Annotated in this window: 22 protein-coding genes; 9 read left to right on the top strand and 13 right to left on the bottom strand. The window is 37.1% G+C overall.

Going from position 1 to position 19,720, the window contains the following annotated elements:
* Positions 1 to 314: 314 nt before the first annotated feature.
* Positions 315 to 1,214, top strand: coding sequence for a COX15/CtaA family protein (locus tag BK581_RS00450; protein WP_078576087.1), 900 nt, complete (start codon positions 315 to 317; stop codon positions 1,212 to 1,214).
* 208 nt (positions 1,215 to 1,422) lie between these two features.
* Here the strand turns inward: BK581_RS00450 and BK581_RS00445 are convergent, their stop codons facing one another.
* From BK581_RS00445 to glsA, 3 genes are all read right to left on the bottom strand, one after another.
* Entirely contained in the window at positions 1,423 to 1,866 is a 444-nt protein-coding gene (locus BK581_RS00445; protein WP_078576085.1) for a Dps family protein, read from the bottom strand.
* 336 nt (positions 1,867 to 2,202) lie between these two features.
* Positions 2,203 to 2,487 carry an Fpa/YlaN family protein gene (locus tag BK581_RS00440; protein WP_078576083.1) on the bottom strand — a complete coding sequence of 95 codons (285 nt, stop codon included), beginning with the start codon at positions 2,485 to 2,487 and terminating at the stop codon, positions 2,203 to 2,205.
* Positions 2,488 to 2,626: 139 nt separating this feature from the next.
* Positions 2,627 to 3,559, bottom strand: a complete 933-nt coding sequence (gene glsA, locus BK581_RS00435) for a glutaminase A (RefSeq protein ID WP_078576082.1) — start codon at positions 3,557 to 3,559, stop codon at positions 2,627 to 2,629.
* Positions 3,560 to 3,647: 88 nt separating this feature from the next.
* Here glsA and BK581_RS00430 point away from each other — a divergent pair, with 88 nt between their 5' ends.
* On the top strand, positions 3,648 to 4,145 hold the full coding sequence (locus tag BK581_RS00430) for a hypothetical protein (RefSeq protein ID WP_078576081.1): 498 nt from the start codon (positions 3,648 to 3,650) through the stop codon (positions 4,143 to 4,145).
* Between the two features lie 178 nt (positions 4,146 to 4,323).
* Here BK581_RS00430 and BK581_RS00425 read toward each other — a convergent pair whose 3' ends face one another.
* A complete protein-coding gene (locus BK581_RS00425; RefSeq protein WP_078576080.1) occupies positions 4,324 to 5,652 on the bottom strand; it encodes a PhoH family protein in 1,329 nt (442 codons plus the stop codon).
* 118 nt (positions 5,653 to 5,770) lie between these two features.
* Here BK581_RS00425 and BK581_RS00420 point away from each other — a divergent pair, with 118 nt between their 5' ends.
* A complete protein-coding gene (locus BK581_RS00420) occupies positions 5,771 to 6,352 on the top strand; it encodes a YhcN/YlaJ family sporulation lipoprotein (protein ID WP_078576079.1) in 582 nt (193 codons plus the stop codon).
* Between the two features lie 249 nt (positions 6,353 to 6,601).
* On the opposite strand, the gene BK581_RS00415 is transcribed toward BK581_RS00420, so the two are convergent.
* Positions 6,602 to 7,054, bottom strand: a complete 453-nt coding sequence (locus BK581_RS00415; protein WP_078576077.1) for a pyridoxamine 5'-phosphate oxidase family protein — start codon at positions 7,052 to 7,054, stop codon at positions 6,602 to 6,604.
* Between the two features lie 317 nt (positions 7,055 to 7,371).
* On the opposite strand from BK581_RS00415, the gene BK581_RS00410 reads away from it, so the two are divergent.
* On the top strand, positions 7,372 to 7,575 hold the full coding sequence (locus BK581_RS00410) for a YlaI family protein (protein ID WP_078576075.1): 204 nt from the start codon (positions 7,372 to 7,374) through the stop codon (positions 7,573 to 7,575).
* A 256-nt stretch (positions 7,576 to 7,831) separates the two neighbouring features.
* On the opposite strand, the gene BK581_RS00405 is transcribed toward BK581_RS00410, so the two are convergent.
* Positions 7,832 to 8,185, bottom strand: a complete 354-nt coding sequence (locus BK581_RS00405; protein WP_078576074.1) for a YlaH-like family protein — start codon at positions 8,183 to 8,185, stop codon at positions 7,832 to 7,834.
* A gap of 293 nt (positions 8,186 to 8,478) precedes the next feature.
* On the opposite strand from BK581_RS00405, the gene BK581_RS00400 reads away from it, so the two are divergent.
* Positions 8,479 to 8,664, top strand: coding sequence for a hypothetical protein (locus BK581_RS00400; protein ID WP_078576072.1), 186 nt, complete (start codon positions 8,479 to 8,481; stop codon positions 8,662 to 8,664).
* 336 nt (positions 8,665 to 9,000) lie between these two features.
* Here BK581_RS00400 and BK581_RS00395 read toward each other — a convergent pair whose 3' ends face one another.
* On the bottom strand, positions 9,001 to 9,792 hold the full coding sequence (locus tag BK581_RS00395; protein ID WP_245828836.1) for an inositol monophosphatase family protein: 792 nt from the start codon (positions 9,790 to 9,792) through the stop codon (positions 9,001 to 9,003).
* Between the two features lie 182 nt (positions 9,793 to 9,974).
* Complete coding sequence (locus BK581_RS00390; RefSeq protein WP_078576070.1) at positions 9,975 to 10,163, bottom strand: hypothetical protein; 189 nt, start codon at positions 10,161 to 10,163, stop codon at positions 9,975 to 9,977.
* Positions 10,164 to 10,480: 317 nt separating this feature from the next.
* Here BK581_RS00390 and BK581_RS00385 point away from each other — a divergent pair, with 317 nt between their 5' ends.
* A complete protein-coding gene (locus BK581_RS00385) occupies positions 10,481 to 11,125 on the top strand; it encodes a YktB family protein (RefSeq protein ID WP_078576068.1) in 645 nt (214 codons plus the stop codon).
* Between the two features lie 133 nt (positions 11,126 to 11,258).
* Here the strand turns inward: BK581_RS00385 and BK581_RS00380 are convergent, their stop codons facing one another.
* Positions 11,259 to 11,537 (bottom strand): UPF0223 family protein, encoded by a 279-nt coding sequence (locus BK581_RS00380; protein ID WP_245828834.1) that lies wholly within the window; start codon positions 11,535 to 11,537, stop codon positions 11,259 to 11,261.
* A 127-nt stretch (positions 11,538 to 11,664) separates the two neighbouring features.
* On the opposite strand from BK581_RS00380, the gene BK581_RS00375 reads away from it, so the two are divergent.
* Positions 11,665 to 13,152: an aminotransferase class I/II-fold pyridoxal phosphate-dependent enzyme gene (locus BK581_RS00375; RefSeq protein WP_078576067.1), complete on the top strand. Its 1,488-nt coding sequence runs from the start codon at positions 11,665 to 11,667 to the stop codon at positions 13,150 to 13,152.
* Between the two features lie 162 nt (positions 13,153 to 13,314).
* Here the strand turns inward: BK581_RS00375 and BK581_RS00370 are convergent, their stop codons facing one another.
* The 4 genes from BK581_RS00370 to BK581_RS00355 form a co-directional block, all read right to left on the bottom strand.
* A complete protein-coding gene (locus tag BK581_RS00370) occupies positions 13,315 to 13,611 on the bottom strand; it encodes a DUF3055 domain-containing protein (protein WP_078576065.1) in 297 nt (98 codons plus the stop codon).
* A gap of 136 nt (positions 13,612 to 13,747) precedes the next feature.
* Positions 13,748 to 14,182 carry a hypothetical protein gene (locus BK581_RS00365; RefSeq protein ID WP_078576064.1) on the bottom strand — a complete coding sequence of 145 codons (435 nt, stop codon included), beginning with the start codon at positions 14,180 to 14,182 and terminating at the stop codon, positions 13,748 to 13,750.
* 358 nt (positions 14,183 to 14,540) lie between these two features.
* Entirely contained in the window at positions 14,541 to 15,686 is a 1,146-nt protein-coding gene (locus BK581_RS00360; protein WP_078576062.1) for a M23 family metallopeptidase, read from the bottom strand.
* A gap of 22 nt (positions 15,687 to 15,708) precedes the next feature.
* Positions 15,709 to 16,536, bottom strand: a complete 828-nt coding sequence (locus BK581_RS00355) for a polysaccharide deacetylase family protein (protein ID WP_078576061.1) — start codon at positions 16,534 to 16,536, stop codon at positions 15,709 to 15,711.
* A 649-nt stretch (positions 16,537 to 17,185) separates the two neighbouring features.
* On the opposite strand from BK581_RS00355, the gene BK581_RS00350 reads away from it, so the two are divergent.
* Both BK581_RS00350 and BK581_RS00345 read left to right on the top strand, forming a co-directional pair.
* Positions 17,186 to 18,706 (top strand): glycine betaine uptake BCCT transporter, encoded by a 1,521-nt coding sequence (locus BK581_RS00350; protein WP_078576060.1) that lies wholly within the window; start codon positions 17,186 to 17,188, stop codon positions 18,704 to 18,706.
* 511 nt (positions 18,707 to 19,217) lie between these two features.
* Positions 19,218 to 19,637 (top strand): hypothetical protein, encoded by a 420-nt coding sequence (locus tag BK581_RS00345; RefSeq protein ID WP_078576059.1) that lies wholly within the window; start codon positions 19,218 to 19,220, stop codon positions 19,635 to 19,637.
* Positions 19,638 to 19,720: the final 83 nt, after the last annotated feature.

The raw sequence follows: 19,720 nt of genomic DNA, 5'->3' as shown, positions 1-19,720 counted from the left end.
ATTATAAAGCAACATTCAGTGATTTTCATCACATTTTTTTCTGTCGGACTTTTTATAGTGAACAAACCTTCTAAATTAAAACAAGCAAACGACTTATCCACTATGATAATATTATATATTATAAACTTCCTCGAATGAAAGAGCTTTTTTTGGAAATTAATGCAGTGAGCGTTTCGTTGACTTTTACAGCTACAATACATAAAATGAATTCGGGATTATTTTATTTTTTATTGAATAGTTCGTTTTTTTAAAATAACTTTCTAAATATTTATGTTTAGAAAGTCGAATTACTCAAATAGAAAGTCGGTGGATACATGCATCGCTTATTGAAAGTCTTTGGAATACTTACTAGTTTTGGAATGCTCATTGTCATCATTCAAGGAGCGTTAGTCACTCAGACCGGATCCGGGGATGCCTGTGGAGCAGAATGGCCGCTTTGTCATGGGCGATTAATACCCGAAAATCCAACCATTGAAACATTAATTGAATACACTCACCGACTTGTCTCAGGAATTTTAGGGATAATGGTGTTAATTCATTCTGTTTGGAGTTGTTTGGTTCTTAAACATCTTAGGGAAACAAAGTTTTTTGCTATCTTGGCCGTCCTTTTTATTATCTTTCAAGGACTACTTGGAGCAGCTGCTGTTGTCTGGGGACAGTCTGATGCCGTGATGGCACTCCATTTTGGGTTTTCGTTAGTGTCTTTCGGTAGTGTGCTGTTATTAACAATTCTTGCCTTTGAAAATGGTAAACATATCCGGACACTCGTTCCACCAGTCACCCGTAAAGTGAGGAATTACTATTATTTTCTAGTCATATTTGTCTATATAGTTGTCTATACAGGGGCCTATGTAAAACATACTGAAGCTGGTGTAGGTTGTAATGGCTGGCCATTATGTAACGGCCAATTTATCCCTATTCTTGAGGGTCGGACAGGCATTCAATTTGGCCACCGAGTAGCTGCAGGGTTGTTATTTTTCACTATTTTGGCAGCTCTTATTGCCGTCTATAAGCACTATAGAACAGAAAAAGCTCTCTTTTTCACAACTATCGTCAGCTTTATCCTTATCACGTTACAGGTCATTAGCGGTGCTATTGTTGTTTTTTCAGGACTATCGCTATATGCGACGATGGTTCACGCTGTTTTAGTAAGTTTACTGTTTGGCGCTGTCAGTTATGCAACACTCCTCGTTGACAGATCACGAGTTTATTAAAGGAACGCCTTGTATTAGCTGTATTTATTGTAAATCTATATATAAGTATTAAAAGGAGCGCCTCTAGTTAGGTGCTCCTTTTAATTCAAACACGTTTGTGAGACACTGTCTCATACCACCAACATACTCTCAAAACATCCCTAAAGAGCTAGAAGCACTAGCTCCTAGCTCTTTGATAATAAATTATTAAACCTTGAAAGCTGTCTAATTATTTCTCAAGAAATGAGCGAAACATCCAATTATGTTTTTCAACAGATTGACGGATGCCAATAAGCATATCAGCAGTCGTTTCATCATCCTCATTCTCAATAGTTCCGATATCTTGCTCTAGCTCAGCAGTCATTTTCTCAAAGTCGCTGGATAACGTTTGAACCATGTCATCAGCCGCTTTTTCCCCCATAGCTTCTTTGATAGTCGCCATTTCTAAATATTCTTTCATTGTAGCGACAGGTGTCCCCTTTAAAGTCAATAGACGCTCTGCAATTTCATCAATGTGTTCAGCGGCTTCATTGTAAAGTTCTTCAAATTTTTCATGAAGCATAAAAAAATGTGGCCCTTTTACAAACCAGTGATAATTGTGTAATTTAACAAATAACGTGTTCCAGTTTGCAATGTGTCGATTAAGAATTTCTACTGTTTTTTCATTTGTCAACTTGATCAACTCCCTCATAACATTAGTTACTATCAATGTACTTAAACATGAAGTACAAAAAGGGCTCCCCATTCCCTTCCTTCTCAAATTATACAGAATAATAGTGTTGGAGCCAAGACTTGTTACCAATTTAACTTATTATCTTAATAACAGCTTTGCAGCTAGTAGACATTCCCTTAGTTAACGTCAAGCCCAAAATGATTTTAATTATGAGAAATGATTATTACCGGACCATTATTCATTTACAAATGAGAAAAATATTAAGTATCATGAAAAGTATTTAAACACAAAAAAACCCAGTGTACGACTAAAATACACGGGCTTAAATATCTCCATTCATTTCCTGTTCATTGACGCTTCATGGAGCGACGTCAGCTGTTTTTCTAACTGATCTAATAGTGCTTTGCCTTCTTCTTCGTTCACTAAATTCAAACGAATGGCAAAATCAATTTCTCGTGACAATCCAAACATTTGTGTATCTAACACCTCTTCATACAAAGGACACTGAGGCATCGTTAAGTTTGTCATTTGCACTTCTATTAGTTTCAGTATCTTATCTGCGTCTTCTTTTAGAAGGGCATATGCTTTTTCACTCTGGCCCGATAGGGTTTCAATGGACATCCGAATCCCTCCTGTTTTTCTGAACATCGCTCAATAAAATATATGAAAATAATCGGTTTTATACGAACGAATTCCATTCTTCCTCTTATATTATCGGTTATCAATCAAAATTGCAACAGAAGGAACTCTAAATTTTTTGTCAAAAAATGCTTAACCTGTATCTTTGCGATAAAACTTCTAGCAGTTTCATTCCTGCTAAGCTATTACCTCTTTCATCAAGAGCTGGTCCATAAATGCCAATGCCTGCCCCATGTGGAATGGCAGCCATAATAGCTCCTGAAACACCACTTTTAGCTGGGATTCCCACTTTAATAGCAAATTCTCCCGATGCATTGTACATGCCACATGTGACCATAAACGTCTTAAGAATTCGAGCAATATGCAATGGCATAACAGGGCGTGATGATTCCGTATGCCTTCCTTCATTAGCAATAATATAACCCATTTTCGCCAATGATGTAGCATCCACCTCTATAGCACACTGTTTCGTATAAAGCTCAAGTAAATCTTCTACATTATCATTTAGCACGTGATGTTGTTTTAGAAAATAAGCTAAAGAGCGGTTTAAATGTGCTGTATCGTATTCAGATAAAGCAACTTCCTCATTATATGAAATGGAAGCATCTCCTGTCATGTCATGAATAAATGAAAGGAGTCTACCTAGCTTTTCATCAACTGAATGACCACTAATCATGGATGTGACTGCTAAAGCTCCAGCGTTTATCATCGGATTAAGCGGCTTTGATGGACTGTGGGTTTCAAGCTTAATAATTGAATTAAATGGATCACCAGTCGGTTCCATGCCTACTTTGTCAAATACACCTGCTTCCCCATTATCCATCAGTGCGAGTGCTAATGAAATCACTTTTGAAACACTTTGTAGTGTAAACATTTCTGATGTATCCCCTGCTGTAACACAGGGTCCGTCACCTTCAAAAACAGCTAAAGATAAAGTATGAGGATCCTTATCACTCAGAGCCGGGATATAATCTGCTACTTTTCCTTTCGAAGCCATTTGAACAGCCTCCTGTACCATAACATGCAAAGCTTCACGATCCTCACAAATTTTCATTAGCGCGACCTCCATTAGAAGTTTTACTTACATGATGACAAATGTGTTTATCAGTTTTATACTGTAGGGGAAAGGATGGTGGAAATGAATGTCTTCTATGATTGTCTCCATAAAAGGAGCTGTTAAACATACCATAATTATCGATCCTGGTCTATGGATTTTTGACGAGCGCAAAGTTGACTTAACTACATATTTTACTGAGGAACGTCCTGATGCATCCACAGCACTTTACGAGCAATTAGGACGCTCATGGGATGAACAACGTTTAAAAGGGGCGAGACCACAGTCGAATGACAATAAATTGTCAGTGGATAAAAAAGCATTAACAACAAGCTCTTACGGAATGCCACTCGGTCCTTTTATATCAAATGCCCAGCCTTCCTCTAACGCGACTAAGGTAACATTTTCAAGTACAACGAAACACACACATTTTATCTGTTCATTAGAAGAAGCGGAAAATGGCATTTTAGGATTTTCTCATAAAGGACAACCTTTGAAAGAAACAGGACCCGTTCACTTTTATTTGAACGACGGGTCCAATCTCTTAACACCCGTTACAGACATTGATACAATTACGATCTCTTAAACAGCCCTCGTCCATGAATGGTTTATATTGAGTCATTGGGTTGGAAAACAGCTTGGGACTAATTAGCTTATATTTATTAATGTTGTAATACAGCTTGCAAAAAATTTTAAGAATTACAAGCCTGGTCTCCCCTTTGACCATGATGTTAATATAGAGGCCCGGCTTGTAAAATGTAGATTTATAATAAATCTGCTGATAAATGTGCCAACGCTGACCGTTCACCCTTTTCAAGTTTAATATGTCCAGCTTCTGGTCGATGTTTTAATCGCTCCGTTACATAAGTAAGACCATTCGTGTATTCATCTAAATACGGGTGGTCTATTTGCTTAGGATCACCCATTAAAACAATCTTACTTCCTTCCCCAACACGGGTTAAAATAGTTTTAACTTCATGCTTAGTTAAATTCTGTGCTTCATCTATCACAATAAATTGCTCAGGGATACTCCTTCCTCTTATATAGGTTAAAGCTTCTACTTGAATAGAAGACATACCTGCTAAAATTTGTTCCAACTCACCTTTTCTGTTGGTATTAAATAAATACTCTAAATTATCATAAATAGGTTGCATCCAAGGCCTAAGCTTTTCTTCCTTTTCACCAGGTAAATACCCTATGTCTTTCCCCATTGGTACCACTGGTCTGGCTACAAGCAGTTTTTTATACAATTGCAAATCTTCCGTTTGATATAAGCCTGCTGCTAATGATAAAAGTGTTTTACCTGTCCCCGCTTTTCCTACAAGTGTTACGAGAGGAATATCTTCCCTAGTAAGAAGTTCTAGTGCCATTTTTTGTTGAACATTCCTTGCTTTGATCCCCCATATTACCTCATGCTTGTTATAAAATAATTGAACATGCTTTTTATTATTGTCAATCATCCCTAATGCCGAACGGGTACCATTAGATGTATCCTTAAAAATATAAAAATGATTGGCAAATGTTTGTGAAACCTGACATTTATCTAAAGGTAGCTGTTTTTTTTCAAAAAAGGTATTCATCACTTCTGGTTCCATCCAGCTCTCCTCATAGCCTTTATATATTCTGTCAAATTGGACAATTCTATCAGTCAAGAAATCTTCTGCTTTTAGCCCTAACGCATCAGCTTTTACTCTTAATAGGGCATCTTTACTAACCAATACCACTTCTAAGAACGTATGTTGCTTCTTTTTCTCTTCTGCTAAATTTAACGCTACAGCTAAAATTCTATTATCATTTGTCATTTCAAAGAAATGTTTTTTCAGTTGAGCAAAACTACGATGATTCAATTCAACAGTTAATGTTCCGCCGTTTTCAAGCTCCACTCCTTCATGAAGTTTTCCAGTCTCTCTTAATTCATCAAGTAATCGCGCCACTTCACGGGCATTCCTACCAATTTCATCCATGTAGCGTTTTTTCGAATCAATCTCTTCCAATACAACCGCTGGAATAATAACGTTATTTTCTTCAAATGAAAAGATAGCCAACGGGTCTTGGAGCAGCACATTTGTGTCCAAAATATATAGTTTAGTCAATTGATTCCCTCCCTAACCTGATCCTGAAGTTTAAACAGTCGCTGTTCTACTCAAAATAGTATATTCATGTAGACCTTTACAAAGACTACAACATAAATATCCTTAAAGAGGTGATAGGATGAGACAGTTGTTTAAAGTACTTCTTCTTGGTTTGACACTCATTACAATCGGGTGCCAAATGGATGGAGAGAATACCAATACTAATGAATCAATAGAAGGTCAACACTATCAAGCAACAGAATCTGAGATAGTTACTTTTAATGAAGCAGCGGATCATTTAGCTGAACTTGCCGTGCAAGTTCCTGAAGTAAACAGATCAGCAGCTATCGTCTTCGGCCCATATGCTATCGTAGCACTAGACGTAGAAGCTGAATTAGATCAATCGCACGTCGGCACGGTTAAGTACCAAGTAGCTGAAGCTTTAGCTGATGATCCTTATGGGGCTAATGCTGCTATTACAGCTGATCCTGATATTCTTCAACGATTAGAAGATATGCGTAATGAAATGGCTGACGGCCGACCATTTGCTGCAATTGGAGATGAGATTGCCGGTATTTTCGGTCGACTCGTCCCCATTGTGCCAACAGAGGAGCATCGAGATGATGAACCGTTAGAAAAGCCTAAGGATCAAACTAATAGCGAAAATGAACTTGAAGATATTCAAAATAAACAAAGTAAAGGACGGATAGATTCTCATTAAAAACTCTGCAAAAGACATTCATTTCAAACAGTTAATTTGAGTGAAAGCCATAAAGCGAACTTTCAATTAGTGGGGCGTTTTCTCACTTCTCCCACTGATTGGAGTTACGTGAATTAGGACATGAGCGTCCACTACCTCCCGTCTATATTGATTTATATCTCTCCTCTATATTTTGCCACGAGAGGTTTACGATCAGTTATCTGCGAAAAATAAAATAACGATGCCAGTTATTTAACCGGCATCGTTATTTTATACTTTCATTGCTGCCATAACTTGACGGTCTAACTTATCGGCAGCTTCTTTATCATACGTTTTTTCGAATTTAGGCTCAGATGTAATACGTGAACCATAAAACATGACATCTCTTACTTCTTTCACACTTATTTCAATAAGAGCTAACTTTAACGGAACATCCTCTATTTTTTCTTGAATTACTTTGGCTTCTCCTGCAATAGCATAAGTGGAACCATTACCAATGACTGTTAACGTGACTAAAGGCTGATTCTTCACATTCTCTACAATCCTAGAGCGGTTATCTACCGAAAATCTAATGTGGTGCTCATCAATCGCATACACCCACGACATGGCATTCACATTAGTTCCCCCTGATTCATAATCAACAGTTGCTAAAGTAACATAACGCTCTTCTCTTAGCAGTGGCAATAACTCTTCAGTTAGTGCTGTCTCAACTTGATTAGCCATTCATCCGCCTCCTTTATCTTCTTACACTAATACTATACCTATATTTAATTATGATTTAAACCACTCTCTGCAAAAAATAACAATTCATTAGCGAATCGAGAAAGTATTGCGTTTTTTTGTAAAGACTGTCTACAATAGTATGGTGCCAAGAAGATCTTTTCATACTTCTCGGGTTTGTTACTAATTTTAGAAGATACTATTTCATCGCTTTCAGTATTGATCGACTTTTATCTGTCCCTGCTTCATCGTGTCTTAATTATAACAGACGTGTTATACTAATTTGTAAGAACAGACCCTGATAGTCAGAGAGGTGCCTTATGAGAGTAAAGTGCGTCATATGTGATGTTGTAGAAACTATAGATAGTCAGCTGCCTCTGGCAAAAAAGCTCAGAAATAGACCTATTCATACCTACATGTGTACTCCGTGCTATAATCGCATTGAATTAAAAACAATTGAACGTAAAGACACCGGGCTTTTCCAAGAATTCACACCAGCAGAAGAAAAAGACGAGTATATTTAAACAGCCTGTCGGAATATTCATCGGTTAAGCTTCACAAAAAAACACACCTGACTTCAGGTGCGTTTTTTTGTATTTCAACACTCGCTCTATAAAACGAGCCTTCAATCAGTGGGGGTGTTCTTTTCCCATTTATTAGGAATTGAGTGAATCAGGACATGAGAGTCCTTTAGCTCGGACCAATATAGATTCTCTCTGCTCTCTATTTTGAGGCGGCCGTTTCACGGACGGTTATCTGTGATAAAATCTAACTATACTATTAATGAGACTCACTTTGCTCTGTCGTATCAGCACGTTGGTGTCTACGAAGCTGTAGTTTATAAATACCAAGTACAAGTGCCGCAATAAATAATGATTCGATAATGGGTAGTGCAAGCGCTAGAAACGTCATAAATATATTACCGAAAAACATAAGTCCGTAAATGATGACATTTTTCAAAAGAGGTAGTTTACGAGCAAATCCTAAATTAAACACAATCACACTTAATACGTTCACAATAATATACATAATCCAAAAAGCGAAAACAACATTATCTGGATCTTGAGCACCAAGCCACTCAGCAATTGGCGTCAGGTCCGGAGATACTGTATTCGCTGTTAAAACAGTTACCATATGGTCACTCCCTATCTATACAACACAATTCTTGTAGCAATCCGATTATAGCATAGAAGAAGAAAGATATAAAACGAACCTTCAATCAGAATCAGTGGGCGGGTTCGTTTGTCTCCCACTGATTGGTAGGTCACTCAACCAGGCATCAGCGTCCGCTAGATCCCGCATAAATTGATTTAGCTCTGAAGCGAGCGTTTTACGGACGGTTATCTGTGATAAATGGTGAAAGAGTAAGCAGTTACTTTTTTTATGAAACGTTTTCCGTTACACTTGTTATAAAGGAGGACGATCGTATGTTTAAGAAATTTGATATCTACCATTTCATATGTGCTGTTTTAGGAACGATTGGCTTAATCGGTATTGGAATTTCATTCGCTCAATTAAGTCTCTCAATGTTCCTCAGCTTCTCTCTTCTTACACTTGCTTCTATTTATGCTGGGTTTAGGCGCAAGAAACAATTACAGTCAACAACCGACTAGTGATTAGTGCCACCTTTCGCCATCCATTATCTCAAAAAAGGGGACGCAACAGTTGGTCGCGTCCCCTTTTTTAAGGTCATAAAGTAACTCCTTTACGTCTATTCCTCAAACGAAAACTTTTTTTACAATAAATTGTTCGTCATTAGAAACGAAGAATTGGAACGAAAGATGGCGACTCCTATGGGAAAAAAGTGAAGTCTGAAAATCCACTCTGACTGAGATTTGTAAAGGCAGAATGAGTTAAAGGCGAGCCCCGTGGAAAGCGTCCATCTGTAGTGGCAATGAGTCATCACTTTCGGAATAACGATACAACCATGATTTATGAAATCGATTCAACTATTTAGTAATTATATCAAAGATATCCTTATGGATAGAAGGGCTAGCCGCTATAAGGGTATCCTTCTTAAGAAAGTCTAGTGGTTTACCTTCATAATTTGTCGCTTTACCACCTACTTCAACAAGTAGGGCATACCCTCCTGCTACATCCCATGGCGCTAAATTAAAGCTTATATAAGCATCTAACTTCCCAACAGCAACATAGGCCATTTCTAGAGCAGCTACCCCATAAGAACGAACACCTCTGACTTCCTTAACAAGCCTTTCAAGCCGCCGATCTTGTAACATCCATCCCGAATTAAAACTTAAAATCGATTCATTGAGTGGATGGTTGACAATTGGAGGTACCTTTTCTCCGTTAAGAGTAGCCCCTTCCGCTTTTAATGAACTGTACATATCATTGTTCATGACATCGTAGACAATTCCTATAACTGGATGACCATCTTGATATATGCCAATAGAAATGGCAAAATGACTAGACTGATGAACAAAATTTATCGTACCATCAATAGGATCTAAAATCCAAACAGTACCATTGAGGTCTTTTATCTCTTCAAAGGAACCCTCTTCTCCCATAAGTCGATGATCTGGATACGTTTTTCTAATCTTATCTAAAAAGAATGCCTCGACATTTTTATCTACATCTGTCACCAAGTCATGCTGATTGGCTTTCGTGCTTATTGCGAATGAGGAGGAGGCCATTTGATCTTTAATGTAGTCACCAGCTTCTCTCGTCCATGTCTCAGCCGTTTGCTTTATTTTTACAAAGTCAAGAACACTTTCCTTCATCATCTATCATCTCCTCAATCACCTTAATATGTATTTTCTAACATATATCATATTTAACTCAATACGCGCAAATATATACTCGTTTTTACAACAGTCATTTGTGCCTATCATGTAGATTTTTTCGTTTATTCAGCTCCTCTGTGCAAAAAAAGTGAACCTAGGTAGGTTCACGTAATCGTTTAATTTTATGCTTCAAGACGCAGCCACTCACTACGGAGCTTTTCTAATTTTTGTTTACTTTTAGTAACTTGGTCGTGTTCGTTCCCTTGAATCGCGTCGAATAACGTTAGGAGTTCGTAGTCAATCTCCAATTTAAGGACCGGGATACGTTTCTCCCCATCTCGTCTTTTTAATGTTTGAATGACCTTCTCCATAGTTCGCACCCCTTTTCTTCAAATCTCTTTTATTCTTGAACAGACCAACAATGTTAATTGAAAAAATATAGTTACCACTACACTATGTCATTTATCAAAATTTTGCAACTATTTTTTACTGGTATTTATTTTCTTCCCTCATTCTCACATTTTAAAACGTAATTGAGAAAAAGTGAGGCAACTTTCTTTTTTTGTATAACGTGTTTTGGTAAAATACTCTTATAACATTAAGGGAAACCTAGGAGTCACTAGAATTTAAAGAGATTATAAACACATTAAAGTGATTTGTGTCATAACAGTAAGAGGAGTTGGTAACTATGGTATTTAACGGATTCACCAATGAAGATTTTGATGTCTTTGCTGTTGATGGACTTGATGAAAGAATGTCAGCCATTAAAGCAACGATACGTCCTAAACTTGAAGAACTCGGAGAACACTTCTCTGCCTATTTAGCCGAAAAAACAAATGAAGAAATATACTATCATGTAGCAAAGCACGCACGAAGAAAAGTTAATCCACCTGCGGATACATGGGTTGCTTTTGCAAACAGTAAGCGTGGCTATAAAAAGCTCCCTCATTTTCAAATAGGCTTATTTGGCACTCACGTATTCGTTTGGTTTGCCGTCATTTATGAATCACCTGTTAAAGAAGAGTTAGGTAAAACATTTAAAGCTGAGATTGATGACATTTATAATAAAATTCCAGACTCATTCCATTGGTCAGTTGATCACACTAAACCAGAAACACTACAACATAATAATATATCTAAAGAAGATCTTGACAAGATGTTTGATCGTCTAACTAATGTCAAAAAGGCAGAACTATTATGCGGCGTTTGCTTATCACCTGATGATAAGTCTGTTCAAAGTGGACAAGCGTTTATTAAAAAAGTTGAAGAAACATTTACAACCTTACTTCCTTTATACGAAACGGCGCAAAAGATTTATTTACAAGAAGCCTAATTGTTTCAACATTCTTAGGATTACAAAACACCATAAACGTTTAAACAAAAAGCAGACTCAACCTTGGATCTCTCTGAATGATTTTTCAGTGCATCCAATTAGCTAAGAGACTGCTTTTTGTTTATGAAAAAGCTTATTTCATTACAATTATATCTCCGCTCTCATAGTCTTTTGCTTTCTTTACAACATGATAAGCAGACTGTCCAGACTGTTTTTCATAGTCCTTAAAATGTTGCTTTTCCTCCGATTTTGAAGGAACAATCTGCTTAAACTGGTTATAGAGGGATAACAATCGTTCTCGTTCGACCCCTTTCCCATATGCCTGATCAATTGCTTCATAAAAATTAACAGCTTGTACCACTTCATCTTTCGACCAATCCATTGATATTGGCATATTAATTTCGCTCGACACCCATCTCATCCTTTCTAATTGGCTTTCAAAGTTAAGTCCTTTCTGTTATACTACATTTTGTTTGCGATTAAAAGTAGCAGTGGTCGTCAACCTGACAACTTGCCATAACATAAGAGGTGAAGAGAAAGTGTCATTTAAGTTACGTCAACAAAGAACACCATTATTTGATGGATTGCGTCAACATATAAAAGGTCATCCTGTTCAATTTCATATCCCAGGACATAAGCATGGGAATGGGATGGACCCAGAATTCAAACAGTTTATCGGCCCAAATGCGTTAGCAATAGACTTAATTAACATCGAGCCATTAGACGATCTCCATCATCCGGATGGTATTATCAAGGAAGCACAAGAACTAGCTGCGGAAGCGTTTGGAGCTGATCATACTTTTTTTTCTATTCAAGGGACAAGCGGTGCTATTATGACGATGATTATGACTGTATGTAGTCCAGGTGAGAAAATTTTAGTACCTCGGAATGTACATAAATCAATTATGTCTGCCATTATTTTCTCAGGTGCCACACCTATTTTTATTCATCCTGAATTGGATGAGCAACTAGGAATTTCTCATGGAATTACAGTAACATCCGTTAGAAGAGCCCTCAAGGCACACCCTGAAGCAAAAGGATTATTAGTTATTAACCCTACATATTTTGGCATTTCAGCCAATTTAAAAGAAATCGTCCAGTTAGCTCACAGTTATGATATGCCTGTTTTAGTAGATGAAGCTCACGGTGCCCATATTCATTTTAATGATAACTTACCATTATCCGCTATGCAGGCTGGAGCTGATATGGCTGCAACAAGTGTGCATAAGTTAGGAGGCTCCCTTACGCAAAGTTCAGTATTAAATATTCAAGGTACCCGCATTTCACCGTTACGTGTGCAAAGTATTATCAGCATGCTAACGACAACATCAACATCTTATATATTACTTGCCTCCCTTGATACTGCAAGACGGCATCTTGTATTAGAAGGCAAACAGCTCATTGATCAAACGATTGAACTTGCCTTGACAGCACGCAAAGAGATCAATCATATTTTGGGGCTCTCTTGCCCAGGCGAAGAAATCCTTGATGATAATGCCATCTATGATTATGATCCAACAAAACTTATCATTTCAGTGAAAGAACTTAATATTAGCGGATATGAAGTGGAAAAATGGCTAAGAGAGCATGCTAATATTGAAGTAGAGTTGTCTGATTTGTACAACATTCTTTGTATCTTGACAAGCGGAGATAGTCGTGAAGAAGTAGGTCATTTAGTAAAGGCATTAAAACAGTTATCCGATACCTTTTATACAGGAGAATTGTCACTATCCAATCACGTCCACACACAAGTACCTCATATGCCTACATTGGCTTTATCACCAAGAGACGCCTTTTATTCCGAAACAGAAATTGTGCGTCTAAAGGATGCAGCAGGTAGAATTAGTGCAGAATTCTTAATGATATACCCACCAGGCATTCCAATTTTTATCCCTGGTGAGATCATTGAACAAGAAAACCTTGATTATATTCATAAAAACTTAGAAGCAGGCTTGCCTGTTCAAGGACCTGAAGACCCATCTTTACAATATATTCGCGTTATAAAAGAGCGTAAGGCAATTCTTTAAATAGAGACATCACATGAATACAACATATTAAAAAGAGAGAAAACTGTGGTAGATACAGCTTTTCTCTCTTTTTAATATAATATCTGTTTTTCTCTTACTAAATGAGGTGCCAAATAGTATTATCTCCTTTTCTGTGACACACAAAGTGAGTCCCTCATATGGTTAATATTGTGCTTCCATGCCTAACGGAGGTAAAACAGACTTGAGAAACTCTGAAAGGGCTAAGGCTTCGGTATCATCTGTTACTTGGAAACTACTTTTAATCATATCTAGATCTTCTACATCTTCTCTCCCTAAAAGGAGGCATTTCCCTGATTGCAAACAGTTAATTAAAGGTTTACCAAAAAACAGGCTCGTGTAGACAATACCAAAATCATATCGACTGTGATCTGTTGTCATACCGACAAATTGGACATTCACCTTTTCCGATTCATCATATAACCGTTCGAAAAGCGTCATAGCAATCGCCTCCCTTTTTAAAGATTATATAAAAAAACAGTAATTTAGGCAATGGCCATTGATATGAGTGTGGTTTTTTTTGGGGAATTAGGTGAACTATCAACAATGGTGTTTGTTAAGTTGCTACATCGTACTATTAAAATGACGAACGTTTGGCTTCTATAAAATGGATGAGTTCTTCGGCGAAAATCATATCCTGTTTCGTTACTTGATAGTTACTGTTAAATAATCGGATTGTAATGATATATACTAGTTTTCCCTTTTCACGAATCGGTAAAAACATGGCGTGATCCTGAAATTTTCTCACATAAGTAAGAGCATGAATACGATCAACCATCAAAAAACCGTGACCAAAATTCTCTTCAAATCGCGAAAGTCCCTTAATGCCCAACGCATATGTGAGCCTAAATTGCCCCTTGTCATACGCATGCACCGTTAACGTCAATTTCTTTTTCTTATAAGCGTGGATCGTTTTTAAGACACGTACGATAAAGTCATCCTGATTATTAGCATAATCATAAGCTAATCCTACTTCTAATCTCAGCTCGTCTAAAAAATCAGATTTTTTCACAACTCCTCACCACCATCTCCTTGATGTTATCCTTTTCTTACAAGGGTACCGTTATTTTATCATAACAATACCAAAAAAAATGTCGCCATTTGTCTAAAGAAAAAAGTAAAAAGAATTACTAGAAACGTCATTCTATCACTGATTTTCGGCCATTTATTTGCTCATAAAATGGGATAATAGGGAAATGATGTGACTTTAATCCTCTGAGATGAGTGCTTCTTTTTCACGCTAAAACTACTATTGCTTAAACAATTCACCTTCATCTATTTTCACCAATCTGTAGATGTCAATAAAAATACGAGACAAAGCTATAAAAAGCTTTGTCTCGTCTGCCAGACTGTTATAACTATATGTCATTTTATGGCCATAACTCTTGTAGAATTTCAGTTGTCTCGTTTAGTGTAAAAGGCTTCCAGAAAAGCTCACCATAAATAAGCAAGTCTTGATGTAAGTGAAGGTCGCCATCCCCACCTTCTAGCGCACTGCTCGTCCCGGAGTTCCCTACATAACCTATTATCGTCTTTTCATCAATAACTTGGCCAACTTCTATATCATCTGCCACCGCATTAAGGTGTGCAAAGCGATTCATGATACCATTATCATACTGTACCCACACCTGCTTCCCACGCAGTCGGTCTAAAATATATTCAGGTGTGTGGCCAATTTCAGCAGCATGCTGTAAGTCCTCATTACGAACGCTTTCCGAGGAGTAATCTTCAAAATCACTATCTACTCTAACAACTGTTCCTTCAGCCATACCGTACACCGGAGTATCAGTTGTAATTTCTGCTCCAGTAGAATAGTCATACCAATCAATTCCTTCGTGATAACCATTTCGATACTCCCGAGGAGCCCCAGGTAAATGATTTTCAATCGTACTTACGGATGCACCTTCAATCGGACGTTCAAGAAAGGAAAGATAATCGATCATGTCTTCTGTAGTAAATGAATGAATATCTACTTTTTCCTCAACTGTAGGCTGCCAAGCTTCCACTACTTTTTCATCCCATGTTACGGTGATCATTTCACGTGGTTCTTCGATTGTGTAGTCCGTTTCCAAGCCTTTTTCAATAAATGCTGACGTTACAAACGGCTCTCCATCTTCTTCAACAATGAAGACATCCTCAGTAGCTAAGTATTCACCATTCACTTCTACTACTGGCACCCCATAAACAAAGTAAAATTCTCTATCGGCGATTGTTAACGTTAAGGTCTTATCTATATCGTCATACTCATAACTACCTTCTAAGGAATCTGCCAATTCATCTATGGCAAGATAATGTTCATCCTCCTCTTGAAATGTATGGAGCTGGAGTTGCTCTTCATTTACTTCCTCTACAAGGTCATTTTCTTCATTAGTCATCCCGTTAGCATTATTTTCAGTATTCGTTGGCATTTCATTGTTATCTTGCGGTCCTTCCTCTCCAGAATCATTTTGTTGTACTCCTTGACAAGCTGTCATCATTAAGCTTAAACAACCAAGTAATATCATATATTTTTTCATTCTACATACCTACCAATCATTATCATTCAATTGTCTCAGGGGCTACGATATCATATCCTTTTTCTCGTAACCCCCTCACAATGTCCTCTAAAGCATCTCTAGTAAATTCACGATCATGCATTAATAAGTTAGCACCATTGCGTAGTTCAGGCGCATTTACCATCACGTCTGTTAATGCCTCTTTTTCCATGTATTCCTCAACAAAATCATACCCATATGTCCAGTTCATCCACTGCATATTTTCGTCTTCCACTAATTGGGTCGAATAAGACGTATTTTTTCCAAATGGGGCACGAAAAAAACGAGGGCGTTCGCCAATCACTTCTTCAATTAGATCATTCAACTCAACAATTTCTTCGTATTGCTCCTCTTCACTTAAAGTGGTCAGGTCTTGATGTGTCATTGTATGGTTACCTATTTCAAATCCTAAATCATATAGGTGTTGTAAGTCTGCCCGTCCTTGCTCAGACTCCAAAAAGTGACCATTAACGAAAAAAATAGCACCGGCATCAAGCTCCTTCAAACTCTCAGCCATCTCCACACTATAATTGTCGGGAGCATCGTCAATTGTTAATAATACCACCTGTTCCTCGGCATCATCTATAGGACGAACCTCACTATTATCCAACTTATAAAGAGGCTCACTCTCTTCTTCTTCATTTCCTTCATCATTGTTAGCGATATTTACTGCTTCTTCTTGATTATTAACTTCCTGGTTATTTTGTTCATAGGCATTGGTCGTATCATTATCTATTGTCGTTGTTTGCTGGTTGGGATCATCGCCATTTGCACATGCTGTTAGCATCAGTGCACTCCCGGCTATTATACTTAGAGACAACGCTTTATACATCTAATTCCCTTCTTTCCGTAACAACCTATTTTCACATATCACATCTTATCATATTATAAAAAGCATTTAAATCATTCTTCATTTTAATGATTTTTGTCAGTTTTAATTCCATCACCTCTTTAGTACCATAAGACAAGACTTACATTTTTAGAAAAACAGCATTGGTTTGATCTTTCAGAAGATAACGCGTATCTTTTATAAAATTCTCTAGTGTGATTTAATATTGGTCAACTTATTTTTTACAGAACACTTGTCGAAATGCATTGAATTGGATAAATATGACTTATCATCACCACTGACCTGTCCTTTAATATAAAACGAACCTTCAATCAGTGTGAGTTTTCGCACTTCTCACTGAGTTGGTAATTTAGTGAATCAGGATTTTAGCGTTCGTTATATTCCGACAAAATAAATGTCACTCTGATTTTATTGTGGGTGGAGAATTTTACGGACGTTATCTATGTAGAGGCCATTAATACACGACATCTCTTTTTAATTAAGTGTGTTTATCCTCGCTAAAACAGGGGAATTATAAGCTTGATATTATACGTTAAGTATTGACCTATTGTCGTAATACGTTAAAATGGAGGATGTTGTGTTTTATTATGAAGGCATTTTCTTTAAAAAATAGAGAAAGGCAGTTGATAAGGTGAAGAAACTCACACCAGTATTTACAATCTCATTAACAATTGCACTCGCTTTTATCATTTGGGGAGCTTTTGCTCCAAATAACCTTGAGTCCATCACCGGATCAATCCAAAGCTTCATAACAGATCAGTTCGGATGGTTTTATTTGTTAGCCGCCACCGGCTTTTTAGGCTTTGCTATCTTTTTAATTTTCAGCCCTTATGGACGAATTAAACTTGGAAAAGACGAAGATAAACCGGATTATAACTATTTGACGTGGTTTTCTTTTTTATTTACTGCTGGAATGGGGATAGGCTTAGTTTTTTGGGGTGTTGCTGAACCTATTTACCATTTATACGATCCCTCTCCCGCTGCTAACGTTGAAGGCGGGACAATCGGAGCTGCTGGATCCGCTCTAAGATATTCCTTTTTCCATTGGGGGTTTCATCCATGGGCAATTTATTCAATCGTGGGTCTGACACTGGCTTACTTTAAATTTAGAAAAGGGGCACCTGGTGTCCTAAGTGCTACTTTCCAACCGTTAATAGGGGACAAAATTAATGGAGGTATTGGGACAACAATTAACGTTATCGTTGTCTTCGCTACTATTTTTGGCGTCGCTACCTCATTAGGATTTGGAACCGCCCAAATAGGTGGGGGCTTGTCTAACATTTTCGGGTTTGAAAACACGTTTTTCCTACAATTAATGATTATTGTTGTTGTAACCTTTCTTTATATGTTATCATCGCAGACTGGTTTAAATAAGGGAATACGAATTTTAAGCAAAGCAAACATTTATTTAGCTATGGCTTTAATGCTATTTCTTTTATTCTCTGGACCAACAAACTTTATTATGAATTCTTTTACTCAAACGCTAGGTAATTATGTTCAAAATCTCGTATCAATGAGCTTCCAACTAGATACATTTAACATAGAATCAACGTGGGTAGAGGGGTGGACGATCTTTTACTGGGCATGGTGGATTGCTTGGGCACCATTTGTCGGCACATTTATTGCACGTGTATCTAAAGGGCGTACTATTCGTGAATTTGTCTTAGGGGTTATTGCAGTACCTACTATTTTTGGGGCTCTCTGGTTCTCTATATTTGGGGGTACGGCAATTAATTTAGAAACATTACAAGGCATTAGCGTTATGGAAGTTATGAGTGAATCAGGAGAAGAATCCGCTTTATTCTTCGTTTTACAACAATTTAACTTCGGGTGGTTATTATCGATAATTGCCATCTTTCTTATCGCATCCTTTTTTATAACTTCCGCAGACTCTGCCACGTTTGTTTTAGGAATGCAGACAACAAATGGGAGTTTAAATCCTCCTAACAATGTTAAATTAGTGTGGGGAATTGTCCAGTCATCTACAGCTGCCATCCTTCTTTATTCTGGCGGACTTAATGCGTTGCAAACCGCGTCGATTATTGCTGCATTTCCTTTTGCTATAATTATGATCTTTATGATTATTAGCTTAGTAAAAGCATTAAGACGAGAAGTATTACCGCAGCGATATAAATTCAAAAAAGAACATTAAGGTACTAAGAGTAGTTCTGATTTGGGATATTTTCTCAAACTGAACTACTTTTTTTAATTCGTATAAAACGAACCATCAATCACTCTCTTTATCACCCATTGTTACAATTCTCTTATGGAATTAACATCACTTTAAATTTGACTTTACCGTTGTGAGCATACTCTCGTTGTTCAATTTTTTTGGAGGTAAAGTAAAATCAGATACCAGTAAAAACTATTAAATATCTCACCTTTGCTGAAACAAATCTCCCCCCTCATTCGTCTATATAATAACTAACTTTTTTAGACACATAATGTTATTAAAAATAGCGAATGGTCGTTTGTCTTGTCAATTATTCACACCAGCTTTCATTTTCGTAACATTTCTATTACACCTTTCATTAAAGTAGAGTAAACATGATAGTATGAAAATACTTGGAGTTACTTTTATATTCTTGGGAAAGTATCTCTTTCATTTTTTCAGAGGAAATTGTCTGATTCTAAAATGTAATGTCGTAAGGGGGGATTGTTTAATGTTAGGTAAGCTCAATCGATGGGTAATGGTGATGTCGCTGATTTCATTCTTTTGCATATTATCAAGCTGTTCAAACACAAAAAATATTAGTGACAACTATCCTTTTTTAAATGACACTGAAGATAATGTCCCTGTCACTCTTTTGTTTTCCAATGAGTCTGATTTAGCTGAGGAGCACATTTATTATGATGCTTTAATAGATGTTCAACAATCTTACCCTGACAAGTTATCAAATGTAATCGTCATTTCCCAAGAGGAAGACGAACTAATAGACTATTATAATATCGATACGTACCCTACCTTACTTATTTTAGATGACCTTCATATAAAGTTAAGAATTGAAGGACCACAAGGGTTAGCTAATATTTATGAGGAAGTAGAATTTATCTTACTAAATTCACTAGAAAAGGCATCATGAAAAAACATGACGCTTTCCCTGACTCCCCCTTATACTCATACTCTGCGATACTAAAAGCCACTGTACAATTGTACAGTGGCTTT

Origin of the sequence: Salipaludibacillus agaradhaerens, from assembly GCF_002019735.1 — a bacterium.
GTDB lineage: Bacteria > Bacillota > Bacilli > Bacillales > Salisediminibacteriaceae > Salipaludibacillus > Salipaludibacillus agaradhaerens.
The sequence above is the reverse complement of the archived record's forward strand: the minus strand, read 5'-3'. Positions and strand labels throughout refer to the sequence as shown.